At 72.8% G+C, this 25,896-nt stretch carries 18 protein-coding genes and 1 pseudogene; 12 read left to right on the top strand and 7 right to left on the bottom strand.

Features of this window, described 5'->3' with window-relative positions:
• Positions 1-53 precede the first annotated feature (53 nt).
• Positions 54-818 carry a class I SAM-dependent methyltransferase gene (locus ACLHRZ_RS21980; RefSeq protein WP_490420225.1) on the top strand — a complete coding sequence of 255 codons (765 nt, stop codon included), beginning with the start codon at positions 54-56 and terminating at the stop codon, positions 816-818.
• A gap of 20 nt (positions 819-838) precedes the next feature.
• Here ACLHRZ_RS21980 and ACLHRZ_RS21975 read toward each other — a convergent pair whose 3' ends face one another.
• From ACLHRZ_RS21975 to ACLHRZ_RS21965, 3 genes are read right to left on the bottom strand one after another with little or no spacing between them, the layout of a single operon-like run.
• Entirely contained in the window at positions 839-1,600 is a 762-nt protein-coding gene (locus ACLHRZ_RS21975; RefSeq protein WP_490420198.1) for an amino acid ABC transporter ATP-binding protein, read from the bottom strand.
• Positions 1,597-2,535, bottom strand: a complete 939-nt coding sequence (locus ACLHRZ_RS21970) for an amino acid ABC transporter permease (protein ID WP_490420197.1) — start codon at positions 2,533-2,535, stop codon at positions 1,597-1,599. Before ACLHRZ_RS21970 ends, ACLHRZ_RS21975 begins: the two co-directional genes overlap by 4 nt.
• A gap of 39 nt (positions 2,536-2,574) precedes the next feature.
• Positions 2,575-3,543 (bottom strand): ABC transporter substrate-binding protein, encoded by a 969-nt coding sequence (locus tag ACLHRZ_RS21965; protein ID WP_490420196.1) that lies wholly within the window; start codon positions 3,541-3,543, stop codon positions 2,575-2,577.
• Between the two features lie 487 nt (positions 3,544-4,030).
• Here ACLHRZ_RS21965 and ACLHRZ_RS21960 point away from each other — a divergent pair, with 487 nt between their 5' ends.
• The 3 genes and pseudogenes from ACLHRZ_RS21960 to ACLHRZ_RS21950 all read left to right on the top strand — a co-directional run.
• A complete protein-coding gene (locus tag ACLHRZ_RS21960; protein WP_490420195.1) occupies positions 4,031-5,245 on the top strand; it encodes an NAD(P)-dependent malic enzyme in 1,215 nt (404 codons plus the stop codon).
• A gap of 169 nt (positions 5,246-5,414) precedes the next feature.
• Positions 5,415-6,377 carry a zinc-binding dehydrogenase gene (locus ACLHRZ_RS21955; RefSeq protein ID WP_490420194.1) on the top strand — a complete coding sequence of 321 codons (963 nt, stop codon included), beginning with the start codon at positions 5,415-5,417 and terminating at the stop codon, positions 6,375-6,377.
• Positions 6,378-6,451: 74 nt separating this feature from the next.
• A pseudogene (locus ACLHRZ_RS21950) lies at positions 6,452-7,498 on the top strand (glycoside hydrolase family 5 protein); the annotation flags it as partial.
• Here the strand turns inward: ACLHRZ_RS21950 and ACLHRZ_RS21945 are convergent.
• Entirely contained in the window at positions 7,497-8,189 is a 693-nt protein-coding gene (locus ACLHRZ_RS21945; protein WP_490420193.1) for a PadR family transcriptional regulator, read from the bottom strand. The pseudogene ACLHRZ_RS21950 and the gene ACLHRZ_RS21945 sit on opposite strands and share 2 nt — an antisense overlap.
• Complete coding sequence (locus tag ACLHRZ_RS21940; protein ID WP_490420192.1) at positions 8,189-9,052, bottom strand: DUF4097 family beta strand repeat-containing protein; 864 nt, start codon at positions 9,050-9,052, stop codon at positions 8,189-8,191. Before ACLHRZ_RS21940 ends, ACLHRZ_RS21945 begins: the two co-directional genes overlap by 1 nt.
• Before the next feature lie 105 nt (positions 9,053-9,157).
• Here ACLHRZ_RS21940 and ACLHRZ_RS21935 point away from each other — a divergent pair, with 105 nt between their 5' ends.
• The gene (locus ACLHRZ_RS21935; protein WP_490420191.1) at positions 9,158-9,931 is read left to right on the top strand and encodes a hypothetical protein; all 774 of its coding nucleotides are present in this window, start codon (positions 9,158-9,160) and stop codon (positions 9,929-9,931) included.
• Positions 9,932-10,024: 93 nt separating this feature from the next.
• Here ACLHRZ_RS21935 and ACLHRZ_RS21930 read toward each other — a convergent pair whose 3' ends face one another.
• Positions 10,025-10,207: a DUF6104 family protein gene (locus tag ACLHRZ_RS21930; RefSeq protein WP_358349821.1), complete on the bottom strand. Its 183-nt coding sequence runs from the start codon at positions 10,205-10,207 to the stop codon at positions 10,025-10,027.
• Positions 10,208-10,301: 94 nt separating this feature from the next.
• On the opposite strand from ACLHRZ_RS21930, the gene ACLHRZ_RS21925 reads away from it, so the two are divergent.
• The 7 genes from ACLHRZ_RS21925 to fxsT all read left to right on the top strand — a co-directional run bounded on the left by ACLHRZ_RS21925 (position 10,302) and on the right by fxsT (position 21,742).
• Positions 10,302-10,688, top strand: coding sequence for a CU044_2847 family protein (locus tag ACLHRZ_RS21925; RefSeq protein WP_490420190.1), 387 nt, complete (start codon positions 10,302-10,304; stop codon positions 10,686-10,688).
• Positions 10,689-10,825: 137 nt separating this feature from the next.
• Entirely contained in the window at positions 10,826-12,844 is a 2,019-nt protein-coding gene (locus ACLHRZ_RS21920; protein WP_490420189.1) for a VMAP-C domain-containing protein, read from the top strand.
• A 97-nt stretch (positions 12,845-12,941) separates the two neighbouring features.
• A complete protein-coding gene (locus ACLHRZ_RS21915; protein ID WP_490420188.1) occupies positions 12,942-13,946 on the top strand; it encodes an AAA family ATPase in 1,005 nt (334 codons plus the stop codon).
• Between the two features lie 4 nt (positions 13,947-13,950).
• Positions 13,951-17,103 (top strand): SAV_2336 N-terminal domain-related protein, encoded by a 3,153-nt coding sequence (locus tag ACLHRZ_RS21910; RefSeq protein ID WP_490420187.1) that lies wholly within the window; start codon positions 13,951-13,953, stop codon positions 17,101-17,103.
• A 66-nt stretch (positions 17,104-17,169) separates the two neighbouring features.
• Positions 17,170-17,361, top strand: a complete 192-nt coding sequence (locus tag ACLHRZ_RS21905) for an FxSxx-COOH-like cyclophane-containing RiPP peptide (protein ID WP_490420186.1) — start codon at positions 17,170-17,172, stop codon at positions 17,359-17,361.
• Complete coding sequence (locus ACLHRZ_RS21900) at positions 17,358-18,668, top strand: aKG-HExxH-type peptide beta-hydroxylase (protein WP_490420185.1); 1,311 nt, start codon at positions 17,358-17,360, stop codon at positions 18,666-18,668. The genes ACLHRZ_RS21905 and ACLHRZ_RS21900 overlap by 4 nt, the downstream gene beginning before the upstream one ends.
• A gap of 59 nt (positions 18,669-18,727) precedes the next feature.
• A complete protein-coding gene (fxsT, locus tag ACLHRZ_RS21895; RefSeq protein WP_490420184.1) occupies positions 18,728-21,742 on the top strand; it encodes an FxSxx-COOH system tetratricopeptide repeat protein in 3,015 nt (1,004 codons plus the stop codon).
• Positions 21,743-21,862: 120 nt separating this feature from the next.
• Here the strand turns inward: fxsT and ACLHRZ_RS21890 are convergent, their stop codons facing one another.
• Positions 21,863-25,669 (bottom strand): multifunctional oxoglutarate decarboxylase/oxoglutarate dehydrogenase thiamine pyrophosphate-binding subunit/dihydrolipoyllysine-residue succinyltransferase subunit, encoded by a 3,807-nt coding sequence (locus ACLHRZ_RS21890; protein ID WP_490420183.1) that lies wholly within the window; start codon positions 25,667-25,669, stop codon positions 21,863-21,865.
• Between the last annotated feature and the right edge of the window lie 227 nt (positions 25,670-25,896).

The following is a 25,896-nucleotide window of genomic DNA, read 5'->3' as shown; positions in this document are numbered from 1 at the left end:
TGTGGCCGCGTCCCCGCGGTGCACACGACGAGCGGAGCTGAAAGATGTCCGAGATGTCCCAGACCACCGCAACCGCCCCCGACTGGGCCGCCTGGCAGGCCAGCTGGGACCGGCAGCAGGAGTGGTACCTGCCCGACCGCGAGGAGCGGTTCCGGGTCATGCTCGACATGGTCGAGGCGTGCGTCGGCGCCGAGGCCCGGGTCCTGGACCTCGCCTGCGGCACGGGCTCGATCTCGCAGCGGCTGCTGGAGCGCTTCCCCAAGGCCACCGTCACCGGGATCGACCTCGACCCCGCCCTGCTCACCATCGCGCGCGGCACCTTCGAGGGCGACGACCGCGTGGAGTTCGTGACGGCGGACCTCAAGGACCCGCACTGGACGGACCGGCTGCCGCACGCCGAGTACGACGCCGTGCTTACCGCCACCGCCCTGCACTGGCTGCACTCCACCGACCTGCGCGTGCTCTACGGGCAGGTCGCGGGCGTGGTCCGCGCGGGCGGCGTCTTCATGAACGCCGACCACATGCCGGACCCGGCCACCCCGCGCATCAACGAGGCCGAGCGCGCCCTGCGCCACGCCCGCCGGGAGCGGGCCCGGGCCGCGGGCGCCCTCGACTGGCGCGACTGGTGGCAGCTCGCGGCCGCCGACCCGGTCCTTGCCGAGCCGACCGCCGAGCGCTTCGTGATCTACGGCGAGCACGCCGACGGCGACACGCCTGCCGCCGGCTGGCACGCCGCGACGCTGTGCGAGGCGGGATTCAACGAGGCGCGGGCGGTGTGGAGTTCGCCGTCCGATGCGATGGTGCTGGCGCTGAAGTGACCTGCGCCCCGTAAGGGGCGCTACAGCACCTTCGACAGGAACGACTTCGTCCGCTCGTGCTGCGGGTTCGTCAGAACCTCTCGCGGCGCGCCCGACTCGACGACCACGCCGTCGTCCATGAAGACGACCGAGTCCCCGACCTCGCGGGCGAAGCCCATCTCGTGGGTGACCACGATCATCGTCATGCCGTCCTCGGCGAGGCCCCGCATGACGTCCAGCACGTCGCCCACCAGCTCCGGGTCCAGGGCGGAGGTCGGCTCGTCGAAGAGCATCAGCTTCGGCTCCATCGCCAGCGCCCGCGCGATGGCGACGCGCTGCTGCTGGCCGCCGGAGAGCTGCGAGGGGTAGTTGCCGGCCTTGTCGGCGAGGCCGACCCGGTCCAGCAGCTTCGTCGCCCGCTCCCGGGCGACCGCCTTGGTCTCGCCCTTGACCTGGACGGGCGCCTCCATGACGTTGGCCAGCGCCGTCATGTGCGGGAAGAGGTTGAAGCGCTGGAACACCATGCCGATGTCCCGGCGGTTCTGGGCGACTTCGCTGTCCTTGAGCTCGTAGAGGCGGTCGCCCTTCTGCCGGTAGCCGACGAGCTCGCCGTCGACGTACAGCCTGCCCGCGTTGATCTTCTCCAGGTGGTTGATGCACCGCAGGAACGTCGACTTGCCGGAACCCGAGGGGCCGATGAGGCAGAACACCTCGCGCGGTGCGACCTCCAGGTCGATGCCCTTGAGGACCTGCGTGGCGCCGAAGGACTTGTGGACGCCCTCGGCCTTGACCATGGCGCTCATGCGCTGACGCCTCCCTTGGTGCGGTTGCCGGCCCCGGCCAGGTTCGCCCTGATCTTCTGCCAGGGCGTGAGCGGCAGGCTGCGCTGCGAGCCGCGTGCGTAGTAACGCTCCAGGTAGAACTGCCCGACGCTGAAGACGCTGGTGAGGATGAGGTACCAGGTGGCGGCGAGGAACAGCATCTCCACGGTCGCACCGGTGGTCTGCCCGATGTCGGAGGTGGAGCGCAGCAGTTCCAGGTATTGTGCGGCGCTCGCGGCCAGCGACGAGGTCTTGAGCATGTTGATGAACTCGTTGCCCGTCGGCGGCACGATCACGCGCATGGCCTGCGGCAGCACGATCCGGCGGAGCGTTCTGCCCTGGCTCATGCCGAGCGCGTGCGCGGCCTCGGTCTGGCCCTCGTCGACCGACTGGATGCCGGCCCGGACGATCTCGGACATGTACGCGGCCTCGTTGAGTCCGAGACCGAGCAGCGCGGCCATGAACGGCGTCATGAACGAGCTCATGTCGTCACGGTAGATCGGGCCGAGGTTGATCTCCGGGAAGATCAGCGCGAGGTTGAACCACAGCAGCAGCTGGACGTAGACCGGGGTGCCGCGGAAGAACCAGATGTAGAGCCAGGAGACGGTCGACGTCACCGGGTTCTTGGACAGCCGCATCACGGCGAGCACGATGCCGAGGGCGAGGCCCAGCAGCATGGCGAGCACCGAGATGAGGACGGTCTTGCCGAGGCCGGAGACGACGGAGGAGTCGAAGAGGTAGTCGGGGATGGCGCCGTAGTGGACGTTCGCGGAGGCGAAGGCGTTGACCAGCAGTCCCAGCAGCGCGATCACGACGACGGCGGCGACCCAACGCCCGTAGTGCCGTACCGGGATGGCCCGGATGGCCTCGGGGGTGGCCTTGCCTGTCTTCTCCGGTGTCTCTGGAGAGTCAGTCATGGATACGACCTTTCAACGGTCAGCACGAGGGAAGGAAGGTCAGGAACCGCCGTTGATCTTCGGTTCCTTGATCGTTCCTGCCTCGACTCCCCAGGTCTTCATGACCTTCTCGTAGTCGCCGTTCTTGATGATCGCGTCCAGGGCCTCCTTCAGAGCGTCGCGCAGCTGCGTGTTGCCCTTGGCGACGGCGATGCCGTACGGAGCGGCTTCCACCTGGTCGCCGACGATCTCGAAGGCGTTGCCGCCGCCCGAGGTCTTGACCGCGTAGGCCGCGACCGGGAAGTCGCTGGAGACGGCGTCGACTCCGCCGGCCTTCAGCCGGGTCTGGGCCTCCAGGTCGGTGTCGAAGGCCTCGATGCTGATCTTGCCCTTGCCGGCCTTCTCGCACTTGTCCGACTCGGACTTGGCCATGTCGTCCGAGACGGTGCCGCGCTGCACGGCGATCTTCTTGCCGCAGAGGTCGTCCCAGGACTTGATGTCCTTGGTGTCGCCCTTCTTCGTGTAGATCGACACGCCCGCGGTGAAGTAGTCGACGAAATCGACGCCTTCGCCCACCTTCTTGCGGGTCTTGGGGTCGACACCGTCCTGCCGGTCCTTGGTGTCGGTCATCGCGGACATCGCTATGTCGTAGCGCTTGGAGCGCAGACCGGTCAACAGGGTGTCGAACGTGCCGTTGTTGAACTCGAAGGTCACCCCGAGCTGCTTGCCGAGCGCTGCGGCGATGTCCGGGTCGATGCCGACGGTCTTGCCGTCCTTCTTGAACTCGACCGGCGGGTAGGCGATGTCGGAGCCGACCTTGATGACGCCGGCGTCCTGGACGGACTTGGGCAGCTTGGCGAAGAGCGGCGCGGAGGAGCCCTTGGCGGTGGCCTCCCCGCCACCGTGGCCGGACTTGTCCCGTTGGTCGCCGCAGCCGCTCAGCAGCAGGGCGCCGGCGACCGCGATCGCGCCGGCCGCGGCCACACGACTCCTGGCGGCAACCGGGCGGGGGGTGGTGCTTGCGGTCATTGCTGGTTCCTCCTGCGGGTGAGGGGATAGCCGACTGGTCAACACTGCGTGTGGTTCACAAGCGGTAACGCGTTACCCGGGGGTGCACAGGGGTACCGAGGAGGCCCGGCGCACCTGCTGTGCGGTCGCAACCTCGTGCGGTCTGCGCATCTTGCCATCCGGAGTACCCCATTCGGGGGCCCAGCTATATCAAAATCGGATAACGGGCCGTCTGCATGCGCTACCGGTCGGTAAGGAACCGGTCGTGGTTGGCATGCTTTTGTCACCAGGATTCCCCCATAACCTGCAGAACGCCCGAGAACTCGCTCGTCTGCCGTCGTGTTCATCCGGTAGAAAGGCCCGGGACCCCTCACCCGGGGCTCAGGGCGCGCCCGTGCGGCGTGCGCCCGGTGTCCGTACCACCCCTGTCACGGACGCGGCGTCCGGCCTGCTCCGCAACACGGGGCGGCTACCCTCGACAGCAGTTACGACAAAGGGGTCAACAACAGTGTCAGCGGAGATTGTGAATCCTCGGAGCGACAGCGGCCAGGACGGAGACGCTCACGGCGAGCTCTTCGACCCGGCCTTCGCACTGCACCGTGGCGGCAAGATGGAGATCCGGGCGACGGTCCCGGTCCGGGACCGGGACGACCTGTCCCTCGCCTACACGCCCGGCGTGGCAAAGGTGTGCAGCGCGATCGCCGAGCAGCCCGAACTCGTCCACGACTACACCTGGAAGTCCCAGGTCGTCGCGGTGGTGACGGACGGCAGCGCGGTGCTGGGCCTGGGGGACATCGGCCCCGAGGCGTCGCTGCCCGTCATGGAGGGCAAGGCCATCCTCTTCAAGCAGTTCGGCGGCGTCGACGCGGTGCCGATCGCGCTCGACTGCCGCGGTGTCGACGAGATCGTCGACACCGTCGCCCGGCTCGCACCCTCCTTCGGCGGCATCAACCTGGAGGACATCTCGGCGCCGCGCTGCTTCGAGATCGAGCGCCGCCTCCAGGAGCGCGTGGACATCCCCGTCTTCCACGACGACCAGCACGGCACCGCCGTCGTCACCCTCGCCGCCCTGCGCAACGCGGCCCGCCTCACCGGCCGCGAGCTCGGCGACCTGCGCACCGTCATCTCCGGCGCGGGCGCGGCCGGCGTGGCCATCGCCCGCATCCTGGTCGAGGCCGGCATCGGCGACGTCGCCGTGTGCGACCGCAAGGGCATTGTCTCCCGGGACCGCGAGGACCTCACCGACGTCAAGCGCGAGCTGGCCGGCTTCACCAACAGGTCCGGTCTCTCCGGCTCGTTGGAGACCGCGCTCGACGGCGCGGACGTCTTCGTCGGCGTCTCCGGCGGCACGGTCCCGGAGAGCGCCGTGGCCACGATGGCCGACAACGCGCTCATCTTCGCAATGGCCAACCCCACGCCGGAGATCCACCCGGACGTCGCCCACAAGTACGCGTCCGTGGTCGCGACGGGCCGCAGCGACTACCCGAACCAGATCAACAACGTCCTCGCCTTCCCCGGCATCTTCGCCGGTGCGCTCCAGGTGCGTGCCACGCGCATCACCGAGGGCATGAAGCTGGCGGCTGCGGAGGCGCTGGCCGCTGTGGTGGCCGACGAGCTCAGCGCGGAGTGCGTGATTCCGTCGCCGTTCGATCCGCGGGTTGCGCCGGCCGTCACGGCGGCCGTGGCGGCGGCTGCGCGTCGGGACGGCGTGGCGCTGCGCTAGGCGCTTTGCCCGGGGCGCGGGGTTCTTCGGCTGCGGGTTCGCTCTGGTTGCTCGCGCCCGCGCGGCGGAGCCGCAAATCGAAACAGTCCCGCGCCCCTTCGGGGCGCGGGACGCGTGTCACACTCGCTTACGGTTCCCCCATGAACGCGCCCCCGGCTAGGTTCTGACCATGTTCGCCGCCTATGCCGCACGCATCGACCGTGACCAGCCGCTGAACGGCCTCGAGTTGGGGGAGCGCCCCGAGCCCGAGGCGCGGCCCGGCTGGACGACCGTCACCGTCAAGGCCGCCTCCCTCAACCACCACGACCTGTGGTCGCTGCGCGGGGTGGGACTGTCCGAGAAGGCCCTGCCCATGATCCTCGGCTGTGACGCGGCCGGGATCGACGAGGACGGCAACGAGGTCGTCCTGCACTCCGTCATCGGCCAGACAGGCCACGGCGTGGGCCCGGACGAGCCCCGTTCGATCCTCACCGAGCGCTATCAGGGCACGTTCGCCGAACGGGTCGCCGTGCCGGCCTGGAACCTACTGCCGAAGCCGCAGGAGCTGTCCTTCGAGGAGGCGGCCTGCCTGCCGACCGCGTGGCTGACCGCCTACCGGATGCTGTTCACCAACGCGGGCGTGCGGCCGGGCCAGAGCGTCCTGGTGCAGGGCGCCGGGGGCGGTGTGGCCACGGCGGCCATCGCGCTGGGCGCGGCGGCCGGGCTGCGGGTCTATGCGACGAGCCGTGACGCGGCCAAGCGGGAACGCGCCCTGGAACTGGGCGCCATCGGGGCGTTCGAGGCGGGTGCGCGACTGCCGCAGCGCGTCGACGCGGTCATCGAGACGGTGGGCGCGGCGACGTGGTCGCACTCGGTCAAGTCCCTCAAGCCCGGCGGCACGCTGGTCATTTCGGGCGCGACGAGCGGCCCCAACCCGCCCGCGGCAGAGCTGACCCGGATCTTCTTCCTGGAGCTGAAGGTCGTCGGCTCGACGATGGGCACGAAGGAGGAGCTGGCGGATCTGCTGGCCTTCTGCGCGGCGACCGGGGTCCGTCCGGTGATCGACTCGGTCCTGCCGCTTGACCGGGCGCGGGAGGGCTTCGAGAAGATGGCGGGCGGAGACCTGTTCGGAAAGGTGGTCCTGACCGTCTGAGGGCCCCGAAGGGGCGCGGGAGGCACCGGGTGTTACGCGGGGTGCGGCCAGTCCTGGCGGCCTTGATCCTGACCATGACACCGCCCCCGCCCCCGCCCCCCACGGCCCCGGCCCTGACCGGCTGGAACGTCGAAGACAAAACACACCGCGGCCCCGACGCCCTCCGGGACATCACGGAACGCCACTTCCGCGACCTTTCCGCACACGGATTCACCTTCGTCCGTCTGCTGGTCTTCTGGGACGACCTGGAACCGCTTCCCGGCCATTACAGCGAGCGATATCTGGCCCGTATCGAGCGCATTCTGGACTGGGCCCACCGGTATCGTCTCCGCGTGGTGCTGGACGCCCATCAGGATGTCTACGGGCCGGCTTTCGGCGGCCACCGCGGCATTCCCGAATGGGCCACGCGCACGGACGGCCTGCCGTATGTGCCGCACCCCGGCGACTGGTTCTCCGAGTACTACGAGCCCGCGGTGCAGGCCGCGTTCGAGCACCTTTACCAGGATGCGGATCTGCGGAATGCGCAGATGCGCATGTGGCAGGTGCTGGCAGGGCGTTTCGCGCGGCACCCGGCGGTTCTCGGCTACGACCTGATGAACGAGCCGATGGGAAAAATGCGCCCGGGCGAGGACTTTCCCGCAGCGGCGCGGCGCATCGAGGCGACGCAGCTGACGCCGATGTACGGGCGTATTGCCGCGGCGATCCGCCGGGTGGACCGGAAGCACTGGCTGTTCGTGGAGCCGACCCCCGCCGCAGGCGAGGGCCTGCCCACCGGACTCGGCCGGATCCCCGACCCGAAGGTGGTGTACGCGCCGCATCTGTACGACGCGGCGATGGAGGCGGGCCGGGACTACGACCCCGGCTCCGGCTGGCTCGCGCGGTTCGAGGCCGCGGTGGTGCGGTACGCGCGGGAGTACCGGGTCCCCGTCGTGGTGGGCGAATGGGGCTCGCCCCGCAGCGAGTTGCCGCACATGCGGCGGTTCTACCTCGACGCGCCGGCGTCGATGGCGCGGTACACCTCCGGCTGGGCGAGCTACACCTGGTGCTACGGGGCCGGGTACTGCGCGGTGGACGCGGCGGGCCGGTTCCTGCCGAACAAGGGGCTCACCGCCCGCCGGTTCACTCCTTCCCGTCCCGCCCCTGGCTGAGTACGGCACCGATCCCGGCCGCCGCCTCCGCCAAGTGCGCGCGCACCTCGGTGAGCTGATCGGACGTCACACCGTGGTCCCGGGCCGTGTCCCGCACCTCGTCGCGGAACCGGTCGAGCAGCCGCTCGAGTTCGCGGCCGGCGTCCTTCCACGCCTGCCGGGCCCGCCGGCTCTCCTCCTTGGCCCGCCGGGCCTGCTCCTTCCACTCCTCCTTCGCGCGCCGCAACTCCTCCTTGGCGCCGGCGAAGTAGTCCGAGACCGTCTCCCCGTTGCTCGCGCGGGACCGCAGCGCGGCCTCGCGCATCTCGCGCCGCAGGTCCCCGGCGGCCCCCCGGACGTCCTCGCGGATGTCCGCGGCCAGCGCGGCGACGGATTCGCGGATCTCCAGCTCCAGGTCGGCCAGTTCGCCCTGTCGGTCGGCGAGTTCGGCGCGGCCGGCGTCCGTGATGGAGTAGACCTTGCGCCCGCCCTCCGTCGCGTGCGTGACGAGCCCCTCGGCCTCCAGCTTGGCCAGCCGCGGGTACACCGTGCCGGCCGACGGCGCGTAGAGGCCCTGGAAGCGCTCCTCCAACTGCCGGATGATCTCGTACCCGTGGCGCGGCGCCTCGTCGAGGAGCTTGAGCAGATAGAGCCGCAGCCGGCCGTGGGCGAAGACGGGGGCCATCAGAGCACCTTCCCTTCCACCGGGCCCGGGCCCGGTTCCGCGGACCCGGCCGGCCGGCGCAGCAGAGCCACGCCCCCGGACACCGTGGTGATCTTCAGGCGCCCGCCGCCCGTCCCCAGCCGCCCGGTGATGCGCTTGGCCCCCCACTGCCCGCCGACCCGCAGGTCCTCGAAGGCGCAGGAGACCGGGCCGCTGGCCGTGTTGGCCTCGACCTCGGCGTCGACCGGGTGCGGCAGCCGGATGGCGATCTCGCCGGAGACGCTGGTGAGCGTGAGCGAGGGGTTCGTCCCGGCGGTGCCGGAGAGGTCGATGAGCATGTCGCCGCTGACGGAGTCGGCCTTGACCGTGCCGCCCTCGGTCTCGATCAGCGTGAGGTCGCCGGAGACGGAGTTGAAGCGCAGCTCGCCGCCGAGCGACTGGGCCTCCAGCCGGCCGGAGACCGTGTCGGCCCGGACCGTGCCCGTCAGGCCGACGAGGGTGGCCTCGCCGGAGACGGTGGCGATCCTGGCGTCGCCGGAGGTGCGGGAGACGACGGCGCCCGCGGAGACGGTGCCGACGTCGACGGGCGTGGCCGTCGGTACGGTGAGCGTGACGGTGACCCTGCGGTGCCGCTCCTTGGGGTCGAACCACTTGAGGAAGCCCGTCCAGGGCACGTCGTCATAGGTGACGGTCAGCGTGCCGCTCGTGTGGGTGACCGCGAGCGGGGGACCCTCGATCTCCGTCAGCTCCAGCCGGGCGGGCCCGCTGTCCGTGCCGACGACATTGACCGTGCCGCCCACGATGCGCACCTTCAGGGCCGTGACCGGCTCGTCGAGGGTGAGCTTCTGTGGCGCGGCCAGTGACCACTTCGACTGGCTGGGCATTCCGGGCCTCCTCTGACCGAGGACGCAACATATCGCGTCTTGCAAGACACGATATATCGCGGTCCCTGGAAGTCAAGTGCCGCCCCCGTGGCTTAGCGTTGACGCATGTCCGCAACTGATCACAGCCGGGCGGCGGGGGTTCTGCTGCTCTGCCGGGCCGAGCCCGACCGCGTCCGTCCTTCCGCGCAGCTCCTGCGCGAACCGCTCCTCCTGGCCCCGGCGGGCGAGGGGTGGAGCGTGCTGGTGCCGGGGGAGGAGGCATGGCGCGAGGAGGGCTCGCAGATCGCCGCCATGACGGCGGACTGGGCGCACGCGCTGACCGTCGCCGAGACCTGGCCGGCGGTCGGGCTGTGGTGGGACGAGCAGGGCGCGGGCTTCGTGGTGGCGTCCGGCTTCCGCCGGACCGTCGGCTACACCTGGCTCGCGGACGGCACGCCGCTGGGCGGCGAGGACGCGATGACCGCACTGCGCGCGCGGCTCGGGCTCGATCCGGTGCTGGACGCCGAGGCGTTCGACCGGCTGACGGAGGCGGACTCCGACGCGGACGCCGCTGCGCGGGTGCTCGGGCTGATCGCGGTGCTGTCGCGGGCGGGCCTGCACCTGGGCTCCGGGCTCGCGCCCGGCGCCGGGGCCGAGCTGCTGCGGGCCGCGGCCGGGGCGCTGCCGGAGGCGGAGCCGGTGGAGTGGCCGGGGTGGCGGGCCGCCGTTCGCGGGCCGCGGGCCCGGGCGTTGGGGGTGGCCGAGGTCGCCGTCGGCGCCGGGCTGCTGCTGTGGGGGCGGCGGCGCCCCCGGGTCCGGCTCGCCGGGGCGTTGCTCGTCGCGGACGGTGCGCTCACGATCGCGTACGACACGTGGCGGGCGCGGCGGGACCGGGACTGAGCGGGAGCTGCTCCCGGTCCGTTGTCGCCTGCAGGCCGTTTACGGCTGGTCGCGCAGTTCCCCGCGCCCCTGACGGGGCGCGGGCGAACCGCCCTACTCGTCGTCGTCCTCGTCGTCCAAGCGCGCCAACCACGTCGCCAGACGTTCCACCGGCACCTCGAAGTCCGGGTTGAGGTCCACGAACGTGCGGAGCTGCTCGGCGACCCAGCCGAGGGTGACCTCGTCCTCGCCCCGCCGGTTCTCCAGCTCCTCGATGCCGCGGTCGGTGAAGTACAACGCGCTCTCCGTCAGTCATAGTCATACGGGTAGAGGCCCAGGATAGGTCCCGACTAGCCTGCTGCATCATCGCGGCTAGCGGGGGGTGGGACGCGTGGCTCAGGGGATCGCTCAGGTCCGGCTGGACGACGGCACCGTCGTCTGGGCACGGATCACGGAGGCGCACGAACTCGACGAGGACGCGGCGGGGGACGGCGGCTACGCCGACTCCAGCGCCGTGAGCCGGGTCGCCGAGATGACCGACGGCCTGTCCGACGTCGTCCGCGGCGTCGTCGGCTCGCTCCGCATGGGCCTCGCGGCAGCGGCCCCGCAGGAGGTCGAGGTCGAGTTCGGGATCGAGCTGTCGGCCAAGGCCGGCAAGGTCATCAGCCTGCTCGCGGACGGCGAGGGCAGAGCGTCGATCACGGTGCGGCTCACCTGGAATCAGGCGGATCGGGCAGAGCTCGCCGCCCGGGAACCTGCGACCCCGGCTGCTCCTTGAGCGCCTGGGACGGCCCCGCGCGCCGGTCGGTCGTACGCATTTCCGCGCCGGGCGGAGGGTATGAGCGAAGCGGCACCGGGTTCTGGGGCAGTGGCTTCTTCATCGCTCCCGGCTGGGTGCTGACCTGTGCCCATGTCGTGGGGAACGGGGGTGGCGGCGTGCTCGGCGGCGGTACGGCCATCGACATCACCGACGCGGACGAGCGCACGGTGCAGGGCCGCGTCGCGCTCGTGCTGCCCGAGGCGGACGACCCCGCCTCCCCGCCGCGCCGCTGGCCCCTGCCGGACCTCGCCCTGGTGGAGGTGGCGGACGCGGACGGCGCCGAGTGCCTCTGGCTGAGCGACCGTTCGACGATCGTCCCGGCCCCGGTCAGCCTGCACGGCTGGTCGCTGGAGACGGGCGAGCCGGCCCTGCGCTTCGGCGTGGGCATCGCCTCCGGCGGCGACGGCACCGAGGGCAACGCGATGCTGCTGCGCGGCGAGATCCCCGTGGCCGGCTGCTCGGGCGGGCCCGTGGTGGACACCGCCCGCGGCGCGGTGATCGGGATGAGCAAGGGCCGCGGCAAGGACACCGCGGGCCTGGCCGTGCCCATCACGGCGCTGCGCCGCGTCGCCGACGACGCCCCCGGTCGCAGCCTGCTGCACTCCGTCGTCCGGGCCCACGACCGCCACCATCTGCTCCGCTACCGCACCCTGGGCATGGGCAGCTGGACTGGCCTGCAGCAGGACCAGCGCCTGCACGCGGCCGACAGCTTCACCCCGGTGCTGCGCGCCCATCTCTTCGCCCGGCTCGCCGAGTTGCCGCCGCCCGGCACGCCCGCCGAGGTCATGAGGCTGGTGGACCGGGCCAAGCGCCGGGTGATCCAGGGGCCGTACCAGCCGGGGGTGGAGCACGACCCGCGCAGCTGGCGCGAGGGCGTGGGCCTGCTCTACGACGTGCGCGGCGGCGACGACGCCGACGGCCGCGAGGCGGGCCGCGGCCCCGGGCGGGACCTGGAGCTGGAGGCCGTGCTGCTCTACGCGGCCCTGGTGGTGGCGGAGCTCGGCCGGCCGGGGCGGTCCGGCCCGGCGGTGGACGCACAGCTGCTGCGCGACGTCGGGACCTGGCTGGAGAACCACGCCGAGCCCCTCACCGACGTCATCCGGTGGGAGATCGACGACATCCTGCACGGCGGTGCACCCGACGGCCCGGACGGACCGGTGCCGCACCGCCAACCGCGGCCCGACGCCGTCGACCTGGACAAGCGCCCGTCGCGGCCCGTCGCACCGGCCGACGCCCCGACGCGCGCCCGCGCCGATGTGATCGTCGAGGTCGACGAGGTGCTCTACGGCGCCCGCTACCCCTGGCGCGTCAAACTCCTGCTGGAGGACGACCTGGTGACCCCGCTGACGTTCGACGAGGAGGGCGCTCCGCGGGACGGGCTGCACGAGGCGTTGCGCCGGCCGATCGCCGAGGCGCTGAGCCTGGGGGACGTGGGGGAGCATCTGGCCGCCCTGCACGTGGTGCTGCCGCGCGAGCTGTTCGACGTGCCGCTCGACTCCTGGGAGTTGACGCCGCCGGGCCGGTCCGCCTCGGGCATCGACCCGTACACGATGCCGCTGGGGCAGCGCCGCGTGGTCGTCGTGCGCGACCGGCGCCGCCGCGACTTCCCCGCGATACCGGAGTGGCGCCGGCGCTGGAAGGCCGCGGCCTCGGGTCCGTTGACGGCCGTCTCGCTGCGCAGGGAGGTGCCGGAGCCGGGCCACGACAGCCCGCGCCGGGAGACCGGGCGTGCGACGTACCGGAGGCTGTCGTTCGTGGCCGACACGGCGGTGCCGGTCTACTGCGGCGAGGCGGCCGCGGGCTCCGGGGCCACCGCGATGGAGGCGGCGCTGGCCGCCGGGCACGCGGTGGCGATCTGGCGGCGCTGCGCCCCGGACCACCGCGACTGCGCCGACTTCCACGCACAGGTCTCCCGCCTGGTGAGCGAGGCCGGCACGGCCGAGGGGCTGCCCCACCGGATACGCGAACTCCGCATCGCCTGCGGGGATCCCGACGAGATCGAGCCCGGGGCGCAGTGGGCGCAGTCGATCGCCCTGCTCCTGGACTCACCGGACCATCCGCCGCTGCCCGACACGCCGTTGTACGCACCCGGCACCTGGCCCGGGGCGTCGTGATGGCGGTGCGCGGGGCTCCGGCGGCCGGTACCTTCGGTCGGGGAGCGGCGGCCCATCGGACACCCCCGAGGTCACCATCAGCCGTGAGGAGCCACGCGTGAACGATTGGCGCATCTACCGAGGGGCGGGCCTGCCGCACGACGGGATCCGGCGGCTGCCGCCGCCCCCGCCCTGGCGGGACTTCGCCGCGACGGCGCCCGACGCGGGGGCCGCCACCGATCCCAGCGCCGCGCGCCGGCTCGGGGTGCTGCGCCGGCTGGTGGAGAACCACCACCCGCGCCCCGAGGAGGTCGAGGCCGTCAACGCCGCGCTCTACCTGCGCCGTCCGCTGCTGGTGACGGGCAACCCGGGCACCGGCAAGTCGACGCTGGCGCACGCCGTCGCCTACGAGCTGGGCCTGGGCCGGGTGCTGCGCTGGCCCATCGTCAGCCGCTCCACGCTGCGCGACGGGCTCTACCACTACGACGCCATCGCCCGTCTCCAGGACGTCCAGCTGGAGCGGGCCGGGGGCGACGGCGGGGAGCGGCGCTCCATCGGCTCGTACGTCCGTCTGGGCCCGCTCGGCACGGCGCTGCTGCCGGCGGCGCAGCCGCGGGTGCTGCTCGTCGACGAGCTCGACAAGAGCGACCTGGACCTGCCCAACGACCTGCTCAACGCCCTGGAGGAAGGGGAGTTCCAGCTTCCGGAGCTGGAGCGGATCGCCGACCGGGAGCCCGAGGTCGAGGTGCTCACCGACGACGGCGGGCGGGCCGTGCTCCAGGGCGGGCGGGTGCGCTGCACCACCTTCCCGCTGATCGTGCTCACCTCCAACGGCGAACGCGACTTCCCCGCGGCCCTGTTGCGGCGCTGCATCCAGCTCGACCTGAAACCGCCCGGCGAGGAGCAGCTGACCGCCATGGTGCGGGCGCACCTGGGGGACGACGCCGTGACCGACGGCGACGCCCTCATCCAGCGCTTCCTGGACCGCGAGCCGGGCGAGGTCATCGCCGCCGACCAGCTGCTGAACGCCCTCTTCCTCACCCAGCACGCGCCGCGCACCGAACGGGTCACGCGGGACCGGCTCGCCGAAATGCTGATGCAGCCACTCGACCGTCCGAGGTGATGAGATGACGGCGCCGCCCCCCGAGCAGCCGCTGGGGCAGCTGGTCGCCCGGCTGCGGGCCGCGTCCTGGGAGCTCACGGCGGAGGAGCTCGCGGACGCGGTGTGGCTGGCCCAGTGGACGGACCCGGTCCCCGCGGATCCGGGGCACCCGGCGGAGACCGGAGTGCAGCAGCCGGCCCCCGCGTTCGTCGACGGCGGTGCGCAGCGGGCCGCCGAGGACGCGGACGCGGTGACCCGTCCGGCCGGCTCGGACGACGGTGACCCGCCGGCGGACCGCTCCGGTGCGTCGCGGCTCGCCGAGCGCACCGGTCCCGTACAGCTGTACGCCCGGGGCGGGCGCACCGGCGGAGGCGTGGACGCGTTTCCGATACGGGTCCCGATGGCCGCCTCCCTGCCCGGGCTGCTCGGCCTGCAGCGCGCGCTGCGGCCGCTGCGGGGCTACCGGCCGGCCGCCGCGCGCGTCCGGGGGCCGCTGGACGAGGACGCCACCGCCGAGCGCGGCGCCTGCACCGGCGTCCTGCACCCCGTCTTCCGGCGGGGCGGGCGGCGGGCGGCGTCCATGCAGCTGCTGATGGACGCCTCGCCGTCCATGGTGGTCTGGGAGCGGATGCTGGAGGAACTGCGTCAGACCTGCGCCCAGTTGGGCGTCTTCCGGGACGTCCAGGTGCGCTATCTGCACCGGGCGGACGACGGCACGCCGCTCGTCGGCACGTCGGCCTCGCCCGCTGCGGGACGCCGCCAACGGCCGCGGCCCGCGGACCAGTTCCGCGACCCGACCGGGCAGCGGCTCACGCTCGTCGTCAGCGACTGCGTGGGGCCGCTGTGGCAGGAGGGGCGGGCACAGCGGCTGCTGCACCACTGGTCGCGGAGCTCGCCGCTGGCCGTCGTGCAGCCGCTGCCGCCACGGCTGTGGCCGCGGACGGCGCTGCCCGCGGGAGGCGGCACGCTGGTGCGCGACCCCGGGCCCGGCGGCCGGCTGGGCTTCGAACCCGAGGGCTACGGCTCGCTGCCCGGCCCCGGCGCGCTGCCCGTGCCCGTCCTGCTGCCCACGCGCGAGGCGCTGGGCAGCTGGGCGCGGCTGCTGTCCGGCCCCGGCCGGACGGCCGTGCACGGCGCCGCGGGCTGGCTGCTGCCGGACCACCCGGCCCGGCCGGCGCCCGCCGGGTGCGCCGGCCGCGACGCCGACCGGCTGCTCCGGACGTTCCGGGCGGGCGCCTCGCCCGGGGCGCTGCGGCTGGCCGTGCACCTGGCCGCCGTTCCGCTGACGCTGCCGGTGATGCAGGTGGTGCAGCGCGCGATGCTGCCCGACACCGGGCCCATGGAACTGGCCGAAGTCCTGCTGGGCGGGCTGCTGCAGCGCCTCCCGGACCAGCAGGACTGCGCGGCCCCGGGCCGGGACGCGGCCTCGTGCTGGTACGAGTTCGCCGACGGCGTACGGGAGATGCTGCTGCGCCACCTCGACCGCAGCGCGGCGGCCCTGGTGCTCAAGCACTGCTCGGACTACGTGGAGCGGCACTTCGGCAAGGGCGCCCGCAACTTCGCCGCCCTCGCGGCCGCGCAGCTCGCGGGCGACGAGCCCGTGGCGCCGGGCCCCGAGCGGCTGCTGTCGGGGGCCGCGGAGCCCGAGCTGTTCGCGGAGATCCCCGCCCGCGTGGTGCGCTGGTACCGGCCCGTGCCGGTGGGCAGCGGCCCCGTCGGCGAGGCGGAGCGGCTGCTGCGCCTGTGGCGGGTCCAGGCCGACCCGACCCTGCTGCACCGCGCCCGCACCCTGGCCGGCCCGGCGGCGGTCGCACCGCTCGCCGCGGAGGGGGAGGCCGACGGGATACGGGCCAGGATCGTCCTCGGCGAAGTGCTGCTGGCCCTGGCCGGCACCGAGTCGGTGCGCGGCGACGCGCAGGCGCACCGCGACGTCCTGGCCGAGGCCGTCACCCTGCTCGACGAGGCCCACGGGCACACCGCCGCGGGCAGTCCCCGGCACACCGAGGCGGCCCTGGAGCTGGCCGCCGCGCACCACGCCTGCTGGCAACAGGACGGCAACCGCGACCACTTGCTGACCGCCGCCCGCACACTCCGTGCCCTCCCCGGCGGCCGCCCGGTCCGTCACCTGCGCCTGGGCCGCGTCCTGCTGGACCTGGGCGCCGCACACGCGGACGAGGCCGCCGCCGAACTCCGCATCGCCTGCGACCTCCTGGACACCACGGAGGCCCCGCCCGCACAGCGCTGCGCGGCCCTGACCGACCTGGCCCGGGCGCAGCGCCTGGCCCGCGCCCCCGCGGCGGAGACCATCGCCGTCCTGGTCCGCGCCGCGGCCGCGGCCACGGACGACCTCCAGCTGCTGGCCTGCCTGACGGAACAGGCCCGCGCCTACGACGTGGCCGAGGCGCCGGCGGACGCGGACGAGTCCTACGCGGCGGCGGTGGCCCTCACGGACCGCCACAGCGTGCAGCGCTGCGAACTCCTCACGGAATGGGGGGAGTCGCTGCTGCGCCGCGCCTCCGCCGAGGCGCCCCCGTCGTCCCGTGGCCCCGACCTGTCGACTCCGCCGCACGGTACGCCGGTGGTGCCCGTCACTCCTCAGGAGGCCATGGGGCCGGACCGGTTCGCGGTGGCGGCAGCCGCCGAGGGGGCGGACGAGGCGGTCGCCCGCGCCGAGGCCGTGCTGCGGGAGGCGTTCGTCATGAGTCCGGGGCGGTCGCCCCTGCTGTCGCGGACGCAACTGCTGCTCGGGCGGGCGCTGGTGCTGCGGTTCCGGCGGCAGGGCTTCCTGCCCGACCTGTACGAGAGCAGCCATCTGCTGGAACAGGCCGCACGGCGCGGCCCGGACGGGATCGTCCGGGCCGAGGCGTGGCTCGAACTCGGCGAGGCGCGGCTGGCGTTGTCCGCACGCGGGGCGGTGCCGCAGGCCGACGCCGCCGCGGCGTTCGCGTCCGCCGTGGAGGAGGCCCGCACCGCGGAGGCGTACCTGGTCGCGGCCCGGGCCGCCCACCGGTACGGCACCGTCCTGGAGGGCATGGGACTGCACCGCTCCGCCCTCACCGCCTACCGTGACGCACAGCGCGCCTGGCACGAACTCACCGACCGGCTGGCCGAGGTGCCGTGGGACGAGGTCGAGGCCAACCGGAACAGCATCCGGCGGCTCGAACGCGTTTCCGGGTGACGGGGCCTGGGAAGAACCGTGCAGCCGCGGGGCCGTTCCGCGGCGGGCGGCAGGGAGGAGAAGAGGGTGCCGAAGCACGAGAGCGGAACGCTGCCGCTGCCCGACCTCACCGGGATGAGCCTGCGCTCGCTGCGTGCGGCGCGCACCGAGCAGGACCCGGCCCTGGCGGCCGTCGTGGACCGTGCCCTGCAGCACCCGGCGGACCTGGGGGAGACCTGGTACTCGTGCGGTACCGAGGGCGGCCGGGCGCGCGGATGACGCCCGGCCCCCGGCCCGCCGGCCCGGCCCTGGCGCGCCTGGCCCGCACCCGGTCCGCCCACGGCGACGTCGCCCTGCTGCTCGGCGGGGTGCACAGCCGCCGCCTGGTGCTGCTCAAGTCCCTGCTGACCCGCCTGGAGCGGCGCCCCGGCGCCGTGCCCGTCCCCGTCCGCCAACGCTTCGAGGAGCACTGGAGGCTGCTGGAGCAGGCCGAATCGCTGCACCCGCACTCGGTGCGCCGCACCCTCGACTACCCGGCCGTGGGTCACTGGCTGGCCCGTACCCTCGCCGCCGAGGACGGCGGGCAACTGGCCGGGCTCCTGGACCGGTTCGGGGCCGTCGCCGCGTCCGCCGCCCTGCGCGCGGGCACCGACTTCACCCTCGAACTGCCCGCCCCCGGCGGTCTGCTGGCCCTGCCCGGCATCGGCCTGCTGGGCTGCGACGCCCCCATGGTCCGCCTCACCGCCCACGGCCCCGCGGCCCACCTGGCCCCCGGCCCCGTCCTGCACCGCGCGGCCGGCCGCGTGCACGGCAGCGGCACCGGCTGGCGCGGCCTGCGCCCGCTCCCCGGCAGCGCCGGGTACCTGGACGACCTGGACCCGCACCGCGCCCCGCCCGGCGGCGTCGGCCACACCGCCCTGCCCGCCGCCCCGCGTTCGGCCACCGCCGTCCAGCCCTGGCTGCCCCGCTGGCGCGCGGCCCTGGCCCTGCTGCGCTTCGCCGACCCGCTGCGCGCCGCGGAGACCACGGCCCTGCTGCGCTGTCTGGTGCCGCTCGCCCGCACGGGGCCGCAGGGCCAGGACGGTCGGAAGGCACTCCAGGTCAGCGCCACGCTCCGGTCCGCCCCCGGCGCGGTGCTCTGCACCCTGCCGGACACCGCGGCGGACCTGGCCGAGGTCCTCGTCCACGAGACCCAGCACAGCAAACTGGCCGTGCTCCACGACCTCGTACCGCTGCACCGGGCCGGACCGCACGCCGTCCACCGGGTCCCCTGGCGCCCCGACCCGCGGCCCTTCGAAGGCGTGCTCCAAGGCACGTACGCGCACCTGGCCCTGGCCGACTTCTGGACCCGGGCGGCCCGCCGCGACGGCCTCGCCCCCACGGTGCGGAGCGTGGCCGTGGCACGGGGTGACGCCTGCCGCAAGCAGGTCGCGCAGGTCCTGCCCCTGCTGCTTGAATCCAGGGAACTGACTCCCGCCGGGCGGGAGTTCGCGGCCTGCATGCAGCAGCACCTCGTGGGCCTGGGGCGGTCCGTGGACCCGTCCGCGACGATCGGCGGAACGTCACATTCCAGTGACGTACGGTAATCTTGGGGCAAAGCCGGCCGGTCGGCCGGAGCGCCGCGAAGGAACGAGGGAGACGGGCGATGAGCACGCAGCGGCAGGGTTCCGGCAGCGGTTCGGTGCAGGCCGGCGAGAGCTTCGTCATCGTCTTCGCCGGGTTCCACCGGCCCTGGGGCACCTGGATCGCCCACCGTCTGGAGAGCCACGGCCACTCCGTCGTCCTGCACCGCTGGGACCCGCGCCGCGAGGTGCCGCTCGACGACTACCTGGGCGACCTGCTGCTCGGCCCCGGCCGGATCCTGCTGGTGCTGGACGACTGGTTCTTCGCCCTCGGCCCGCGCCGCGAGGGGGAGTGGGCCGAGGCCCTGCGCGGCATCGTCGCCCTCAACGCCGACCGCTTCGCCGCCGTCAACCTCACCAACCGCCCGCTGCTGCCCGCCACCGTCGTCCTCAAGCCCGTCGAACTGTGGGGCGTGGGAGCCCAGGAGGCCGAGCGCCGGCTGCTCGGCCGGCTCGGCCTCCCCGCCGGCCCCGCCCGCCGCTCCCTGCCCCCCGGCCCCGGCACCCGCTACCCCAACGACCCGCCCGCCGTCTGGGGCGAGGTCCCCCGCCGCAACGCCCGCTTCACCGGCCGCGACGACCTGCTCAACGCCCTCCAGGAACAGCTGATGGACGCCGACCAGGGCACCGCCGTGTGCGCCCTGGTCGGCATGCCCGGCATCGGCAAGACCCAGCTCGCCGCCGAGTACGCCCACCGCTTCAGCTCCGACTACGACGTCGTCTGGTGGGTCAACTCCGACACCCGCGGCACCCAGCGCGAGCGCCTTGGCGAACTCGCCCCCGAACTCGGCCTGATCGCCGGCTCCGAGCCCGGCGAGCGCATCCGCGCCGTCCACGAGGCGCTGCGCCGCGGCGACCCCTACCCCCGCTGGCTGCTGATCTTCGACGGCTGGGACGACCCGGAGGGCGCCGCGGACCTGCTGCCCGACGGCGCCGGCCACGTGCTGATCACCTCCCGCAACCGCCGCTGGGCCGAGGCCGGCGCAACGTCCCTGGAGATCCCCGGCTTCCAGCGTCACGAGTCCACCGGCTACCTGATGCGCCGCGCCCCGCGGATCACCGCGGAGGAGGCCGACGCCGTCTCCACCGAGCTGGAGGACATCCCCCTCGCGCTCGTCCAGGCGGCCGCCTGGCTGGGCGAGTCGGACATGGACGTCACCGACTACCTGCGCATGGTGCGGGCCGGCGAACTCGCCGGATTCGCCGACCAGCCGGGCTTCGACAACATCTCGCGCTCGTCCCTCACCTCCTGGTCGATACTGATCAACCGGCTCCGCGAGGCCCAGCCCCACGCCGTCGAACTCCTGTCGCTGTGCACGTCGTTCGCCCCCGGCCGGATCCCCATCGGGCTCGTGCGCCACCTGCCGCCGTCCCAGCTGCCCGAGGGCCTCGCCTGGCTCGCCGGCGACCTGCCCAGCTGGACCCGCGCCCTCGACACCCTCGTCAGCTACTCCGTCATCAGCGCCCGCGACACCCGCACCGCCCTGGCCGGCGAACCCGGCCCCGAACAGGAGTCGGTGCACATGCACCGGCTCGTCCACGACATCGTCTCCCGCCTCACGGCCCCCGACGAGCAGCGCGAACACCGCCGCGTCGTCCGCCGGATGCTCGCCGCCGCCGACCCCGGCAACCCCCAGGACAGCCGCCTGTGGCCGCGCTACGCCGAGCTGCTGCCCCACCTGGAGCCCTCCGGCGCGCTCGCCAGCCACGACGCGGGCGTCCAGGAGACGGTGCTCAATCTGCTGCGCTACTGCTTCCGCAGCGGCGAGTTCCGCCTCGGCGCCGAACTCGCCGAGAAGATCCGCACCCAGTGGTCCGAGATCTTCCCGCCCGAGCACCCGCGGATGCTCGACCTCACCACCCAGCAGACCAACATCCTGCGCTCCCACGGCGGTTTCCGCGCCGCCTACGAACTCGACCGCGCCGTCCTGGAACGGCTGCGCTGCACCGCCGGCGTCGACCCCACCGCCCTGATGACCGCCACCAGCAACCTCGCCGCCGACCAGCGGTACCTCGGCCAGTACGCCGAGGCCCTGCAGATGCAGCGCGAAGTCCTCGACACGGCCCTGCGGCTGCTCGGCCCCGACGACTACCTCACCCTCCTCGCCCAGCACAATCTGGGCCTCGGCCTGCGGCTGCTCGGCCGCTACGCCGAGGCGTACGACATCGACCTGGAGACCCTGCGCAAACGCGAGGCCCTGCTGCGCACCCGGCACGCCGCCACCCTCGTCTCCGGCCTCTCCTGCGCCCGCGACCTGCGCCTGATGGGCCGCTACGCGGACGCCCTGGCCCGCCAGGAGCTGGTGGTCCGGATGCACATCCAGGTCCTCGGCCCGCAGCACCCGCAGACCCTGCGCGCCCGCCACAACCTGGTGCTCTGCGAACGGCGCGCCGGAACGCTCCAGGACGTGGGCGGTGCGATGGCGGGTCTGCTGGAGCAGATGGAACAGGTCCACGGGCGCCGCCACTACGCCACGACGTCCTTCGTCGTGGACTACGGCAACTACCTGCGCGAGCACGGCGACCTGAGCCACGCGCGCGACCTCATCCTGGAGGGCGACCACGCCTTCCGCGAACTGCTCGGGCCCGCACACCCCATCAGCACCGGGATGCAGTCCAACATGGGCCTCATCCTGCAGGCGGCGGGCGAACGGGCCGACGCCCTCACCCTGTTCGAGCAGGCGTACGCGGGCCTGGCGGCCACGCTGGGCACGGACCACCCCGCGGTCCTGGGCTGCGCCCTGAACGCGGCCGCCGGCCGCAACTTCAACGGCCGCCTGGACAGCGCGGAGGAACTCAGCCGGAGCACCTTGAGGCGGGCACGGCACGCGCTGGGGCAGGACCATCCGTTCACGCTGTCGTGCGAGGTCGCCCTCGCCATGGACTTGCGAGGGCTCCGGCAGCACGAGGAGGCGGGGAAGGTCGAGGAGGACGCGCTCCAGCGGCTGACGCGCACCTTGGGTGCGCAGCACCCGCACACGTTGTCGGCGCGCCAACGGGTTCGTCCCTACTGGGACTTCGAGCCGTATCTGGGGTAGGCGCGGGCCGGCTTGGGCTGGTCGCGCAGTTCCCCGCGCCCCGTCAGGGGCGCGGGGAACTGCGCGAGCAACCAAAAGAGGCCCGCACCGAAAAACGATGCGGGCCCCAGTGAGACGCGGTTACGCGTCAAACACCTCGGCAACAAGCTGCGCCTGCTCCGCCTGGTGCCTCTTGGCGGAGCCGACGGCCGGCGACGACGAGTGCGGACGCGAGATCCGCCGCAGCCGCTCCGACGCCGGAACATCCGCGCCGACCGCCAGGTCGAGGTGGTCGATCAGGTTCAGCGCGATGAACGGCCACGCACCCTGGTTCGCCGGCTCCTCCTGCGCCCACAAGTACTTGGCCGCGTTCGGGAACTTGGCGATCTCCGCCTGCACCTCCGCACCCGGAAGCGGGTACAGCCGCTCCAGGCGGATGAGGGCGGTGTCCATCGCGCCGCGCTTCTCCCGCTCGGCGGCGAGGTCGTAGTAGACCTTGCCGGCGCAGAAGACGACCTTGCGCACGTCGGCCGGGTTGACGGCGTCGTCCCCGATGACCGGACGGAACTGGCCGCTGGTGAACTCCTCCGCCTTCGACGCCGCGGCCTTCAGACGCAGCATCGACTTCGGGGTGAAGACGATGAGCGGCTTGTGGTGCGGGTTGTGGACCTGCCAGCGCAGCAGGTGGAAGTAGTTCGACGGCAGCGTCGGCATGGCGACCGTCAGGTTGTTCTGCGCGCACAGCTGCATGAACCGCTCGATGCGGGCCGAGGAGTGGTCCGGGCCCTGGCCCTCGTAGCCGTGCGGCAGCAGCAGCGTGACGCCGGAGGTCTGGCCCCACTTCTGCTCGGACGAGGAGATGAACTCGTCCGTGATGCTCTGGGCGCCGTTGACGAAGTCGCCGAACTGCGCCTCCCACAGCACCAGCGCGTCCGGGCGGGCCAGCGAGTAGCCGTACTCGAAGCCCATCGCCGCGTACTCGCTGAGCAGCGAGTCGTAGACGTTGAAGCGCGCCTGGTCGTCCGAGAGGTAGAGCAGCGGGGTGTAGTCCTCGCCGGTCTCGCGGTCGACGAGCACCGCGTGGCGCTGGCCGAAGGTGCCGCGGCGGGAGTCCTGGCCGGCGAGCCGGACCGGGGTGCCCTCCATCAGCAGCGAGCCGAAGGCGATGGTCTCGCCCATGCCCCAGTCGATGGTGCCGTCCTCGATGCTGGCGGCGCGGCGCTGCAGCTGCGGCACCAGGCGCGGGTGCACCGTGACGTTCTCCGGCGTGGTGACCTGCGACTCGGCGATCCGCTTGAGGACCTCCTGGGAGATCGCGGTGTTCACCGCGGCCGGGAACTCCGGCAGCTCGGCCGGGGGCTCGTAGGCCGCGGGGGCCGTGTCGGCGTCCCGGACCTCGACGAAGACCTTCTCCAGCTGGCCCTGGTAGTCCTGCAGGGCCTGCTCGGCCTCTTCCAGGGTGATGTCGCCGCGGCCGATCAGGGACTCGGTGTAGAGCTTGCGCACCGAGCGCTTCTTGTCGATCAGGTCGTACATCAGCGGCTGGGTGAACGAGGGGTTGTCCGACTCGTTGTGGCCCCGGCGCCGGTAGCAGATCAGGTCGATGACGACGTCCTTGTTGAACGCCTGGCGGAACTCGAAGGCGAGCCGCGCGACGCGGACCACGGCCTCCGGGTCGTCACCGTTCACGTGGAAGATCGGCGCCTCGATCATGCGCGCGACGTCGGTGCAGTACATCGACGAGCGCGAGGACTCCGGCGGCGCGGTGAAGCCGACCTGGTTATTGATGACGATGTGCACGGTGCCGCCGGTGCGGTAGCCGCGCAGCTGCGACATGTTGAGGGTCTCGGCCACGACGCCCTGGCCCGCGAAGGCCGCGTCGCCGTGCAGCTGGATCGGCAGGACGGTGAAGTCCGTGCCGGCCTTGCCGATGATGTCCTGCTTGGCGCGGGCGATGCCCTCGACGACCGGGTCGACCGTCTCCAGGTGGGACGGGTTGGCGGCCAGCGAGACCTTGATCTGCTCGCCGTCCAGGCCGGTGAACGTGCCGTTGGCGCCCAGGTGGTACTTCACGTCGCCGGAGCCGTGCATCGACTTCGGGTCGAGGTTGCCCTCGAACTCGCGGAAGATCTGCGCGTAGGACTTGCCGACGATGTTGGCCAGCACGTTCAGACGGCCACGGTGGGCCATGCCGATGACGGCCTCGTCCAGGCGGGACTCGGCGGCCGCGTCCAGCACCGCGTCCAGCAGCGGGATGACGGACTCGCCGCCCTCCAGCGAGAAGCGCTTCTGGCCGACGTACTTGGTCTGCAGGAACGTCTCGAACGCCTCGGCCGCGTTCAGGCGGCGCAGGATGCGCAGCTGCTCCTCGCGCTCCGGCTTGGCGTGCGGGCGCTCGACGCGGTCCTGGATCCACTTGCGCTGCTTCGGGTCCTGGATGTGCATGAACTCGATGCCGGTGGTGCGGCAGTACGAGTCGCGCAGCACGCCGAGGATGTCGCGCAGCTTCATCAGCGACTTGCCGGCGAAGCCGCCGACCGCGAAGTCGCGCTCCAGGTCCCACAGGGTGAGGCCGTGCTCGGTGATGTCCAGGTCGGGGTGCTTGCGCTGGCGGTACTCCAGCGGGTCGGTGTCGGCCATGACGTGGCCGCGGACCCGGTAGGAGTGGATCAGCTCGAAGACCCGGGCGGCCTTGGTGACGTCGTCGTCGTGCGAGGCGTCGATGTCCTTGAGCCAGCGGACCGGCTCGTAGGGGATGCGCAGCGCCTCGAAGATGTCGTCGTAGAAGCCGTTCTCGCCGAGCAGCAGCTGGTGCATGATCCGCAGGAACTCGCCGGAGGCGGCACCCTGGATGACCCGGTGGTCGTACGTCGAGGTCAGGGTCATGACCTTCGAGATGCCCATCTTGTTCAGGGCGTCCTGCGACGTGCCCTGGAACTCGGCGGGGTAGTCCATGGCACCCACGCCGATGATGAGGCCCTGGCCGGGCATCAGGCGCGGCACGGAGTGCACGGTGCCGATGCCGCCGGGGTTGGTCAGCGAGGCGGTGACCCCGGTGAAGTCGTCCATCGTCAGCTTGCCGACGCGGGCGCGGCGGACGATGTCCTCGTAGGCCTGCCAGAACTCGAAGAAGTTCAGGGTCTCGGCCTTCTTGATGGCCGCGACCACGAGCTGGCGGTCGCCGTTCGGCTTGACCAGGTCGATCGCCAGGCCGAGGTTGACGTGCTCGGGCTTGACGAGGGTCGGCTTGCCGTCCTTCTCCGTGAAGGAGTGGTTCATCGACGGCATCAGCTTCAGCGCCTGCACCATGGCGTAGCCGATGAGGTGCGTGAAGGAGACCTTGCCGCCGCGGGCGCGCTTGAGGTGGTTGTTGATGACGATGCGCTGGTCGAACAGCAGCTTCACCGGGACGGCGCGGACGGACGTGGCCGTCGGCAGCTCCAGGGAGGCGTTCATGTTCTTGGCGACCGCGGCGGACGGGCCGCGCAGCGTCACGAACTCCGGACCGGCGCTCGGCTCGGCCGGCTTGGCCGGGGCCTTCGGCCGGGCGGCCGGGGTCTTGGCGACCGGGGCCGGGGCGGCTGCGGCGGGCTTCGCGGGGGCCGCGGGCTGAGCCGGTGCGGCGACCGGGGCGACCGGGGCGGCGGGAGCCTGCGCGGCGGGAGCCGCCGGCGCCTGGGCGGCGGGCCGAGCGGCGGCGGGGGCCTGCGCCGTACCGGCCGGAGCGGCGGCCGGCGCCGGGGCTGCGCCCTCGGTCACCGCCTTGCCCGGCTTGTAGTCGGCGAAGAAGTCCCACCAGGCTCGGTCGACCGAGTTCGGGTCCTGGAGGTACTGCTGGTAGATCTCGTCGACGAGCCACTCATTGGGACCGAACACATCAGCAGGACTCTTGCCCTGCCCTGCTTGGTCGGCCGAGATGCTCGAGTTACTGGGGGACTGTGGCGACACGGCGGCAACCGCCCTCTTCCGCTTACCTAAGACTGGTGGACAGCGGGAATAAAGGCTACGCCTCTCAGCACCTTTGATGCAGGCCACCCGGGCCAGCAGTCGCCTAAGTCACACTCCGCACGTGGTTTGAGGGCATGACTTGTCGGGAAACACACGGGGTTTTAGCGCTCCGCTGATGGTGCCGAGGGCTTTCCGGTACCCCGGAACCCCGCCCCACATCCACCGAA

This window comes from Streptomyces sp. AM25 (assembly GCF_058146165.1).
This window is presented reverse-complemented; position numbering and strand designations above follow the sequence as displayed.

Bases quoted from the DNA above. Each gene is read 5' to 3' on its own strand.
- ACLHRZ_RS21980 (WP_490420225.1), top strand. From the start codon at position 54: ATGTCCCAGACCACCGCAACCGCCCCCGACTGGGCCGCCTGGCAGGCC.
- ACLHRZ_RS21975 (WP_490420198.1), bottom strand. From the start codon at position 1,600: ATGAGCGCCATGGTCAAGGCCGAGGGCGTCCACAAGTCCTTCGGCGCC.
- ACLHRZ_RS21970 (WP_490420197.1), bottom strand. From the start codon at position 2,535: ATGACTGACTCTCCAGAGACACCGGAGAAGACAGGCAAGGCCACCCCC.
- ACLHRZ_RS21965 (WP_490420196.1), bottom strand. From the start codon at position 3,543: ATGACCGCAAGCACCACCCCCCGCCCGGTTGCCGCCAGGAGTCGTGTG.
- ACLHRZ_RS21955 (WP_490420194.1), top strand. From the start codon at position 5,415: ATGTTCGCCGCCTATGCCGCACGCATCGACCGTGACCAGCCGCTGAAC.
- ACLHRZ_RS21945 (WP_490420193.1), bottom strand. From the start codon at position 8,189: ATGGCCCCCGTCTTCGCCCACGGCCGGCTGCGGCTCTATCTGCTCAAG.
- ACLHRZ_RS21940 (WP_490420192.1), bottom strand. From the start codon at position 9,052: ATGCCCAGCCAGTCGAAGTGGTCACTGGCCGCGCCACAGAAGCTCACC.
- ACLHRZ_RS21935 (WP_490420191.1), top strand. From the start codon at position 9,158: ATGTCCGCAACTGATCACAGCCGGGCGGCGGGGGTTCTGCTGCTCTGC.
- ACLHRZ_RS21910 (WP_490420187.1), top strand. From the start codon at position 13,951: ATGACGGCGCCGCCCCCCGAGCAGCCGCTGGGGCAGCTGGTCGCCCGG.
- ACLHRZ_RS21900 (WP_490420185.1), top strand. From the start codon at position 17,358: ATGACGCCCGGCCCCCGGCCCGCCGGCCCGGCCCTGGCGCGCCTGGCC.
- fxsT (WP_490420184.1), top strand. From the start codon at position 18,728: ATGAGCACGCAGCGGCAGGGTTCCGGCAGCGGTTCGGTGCAGGCCGGC.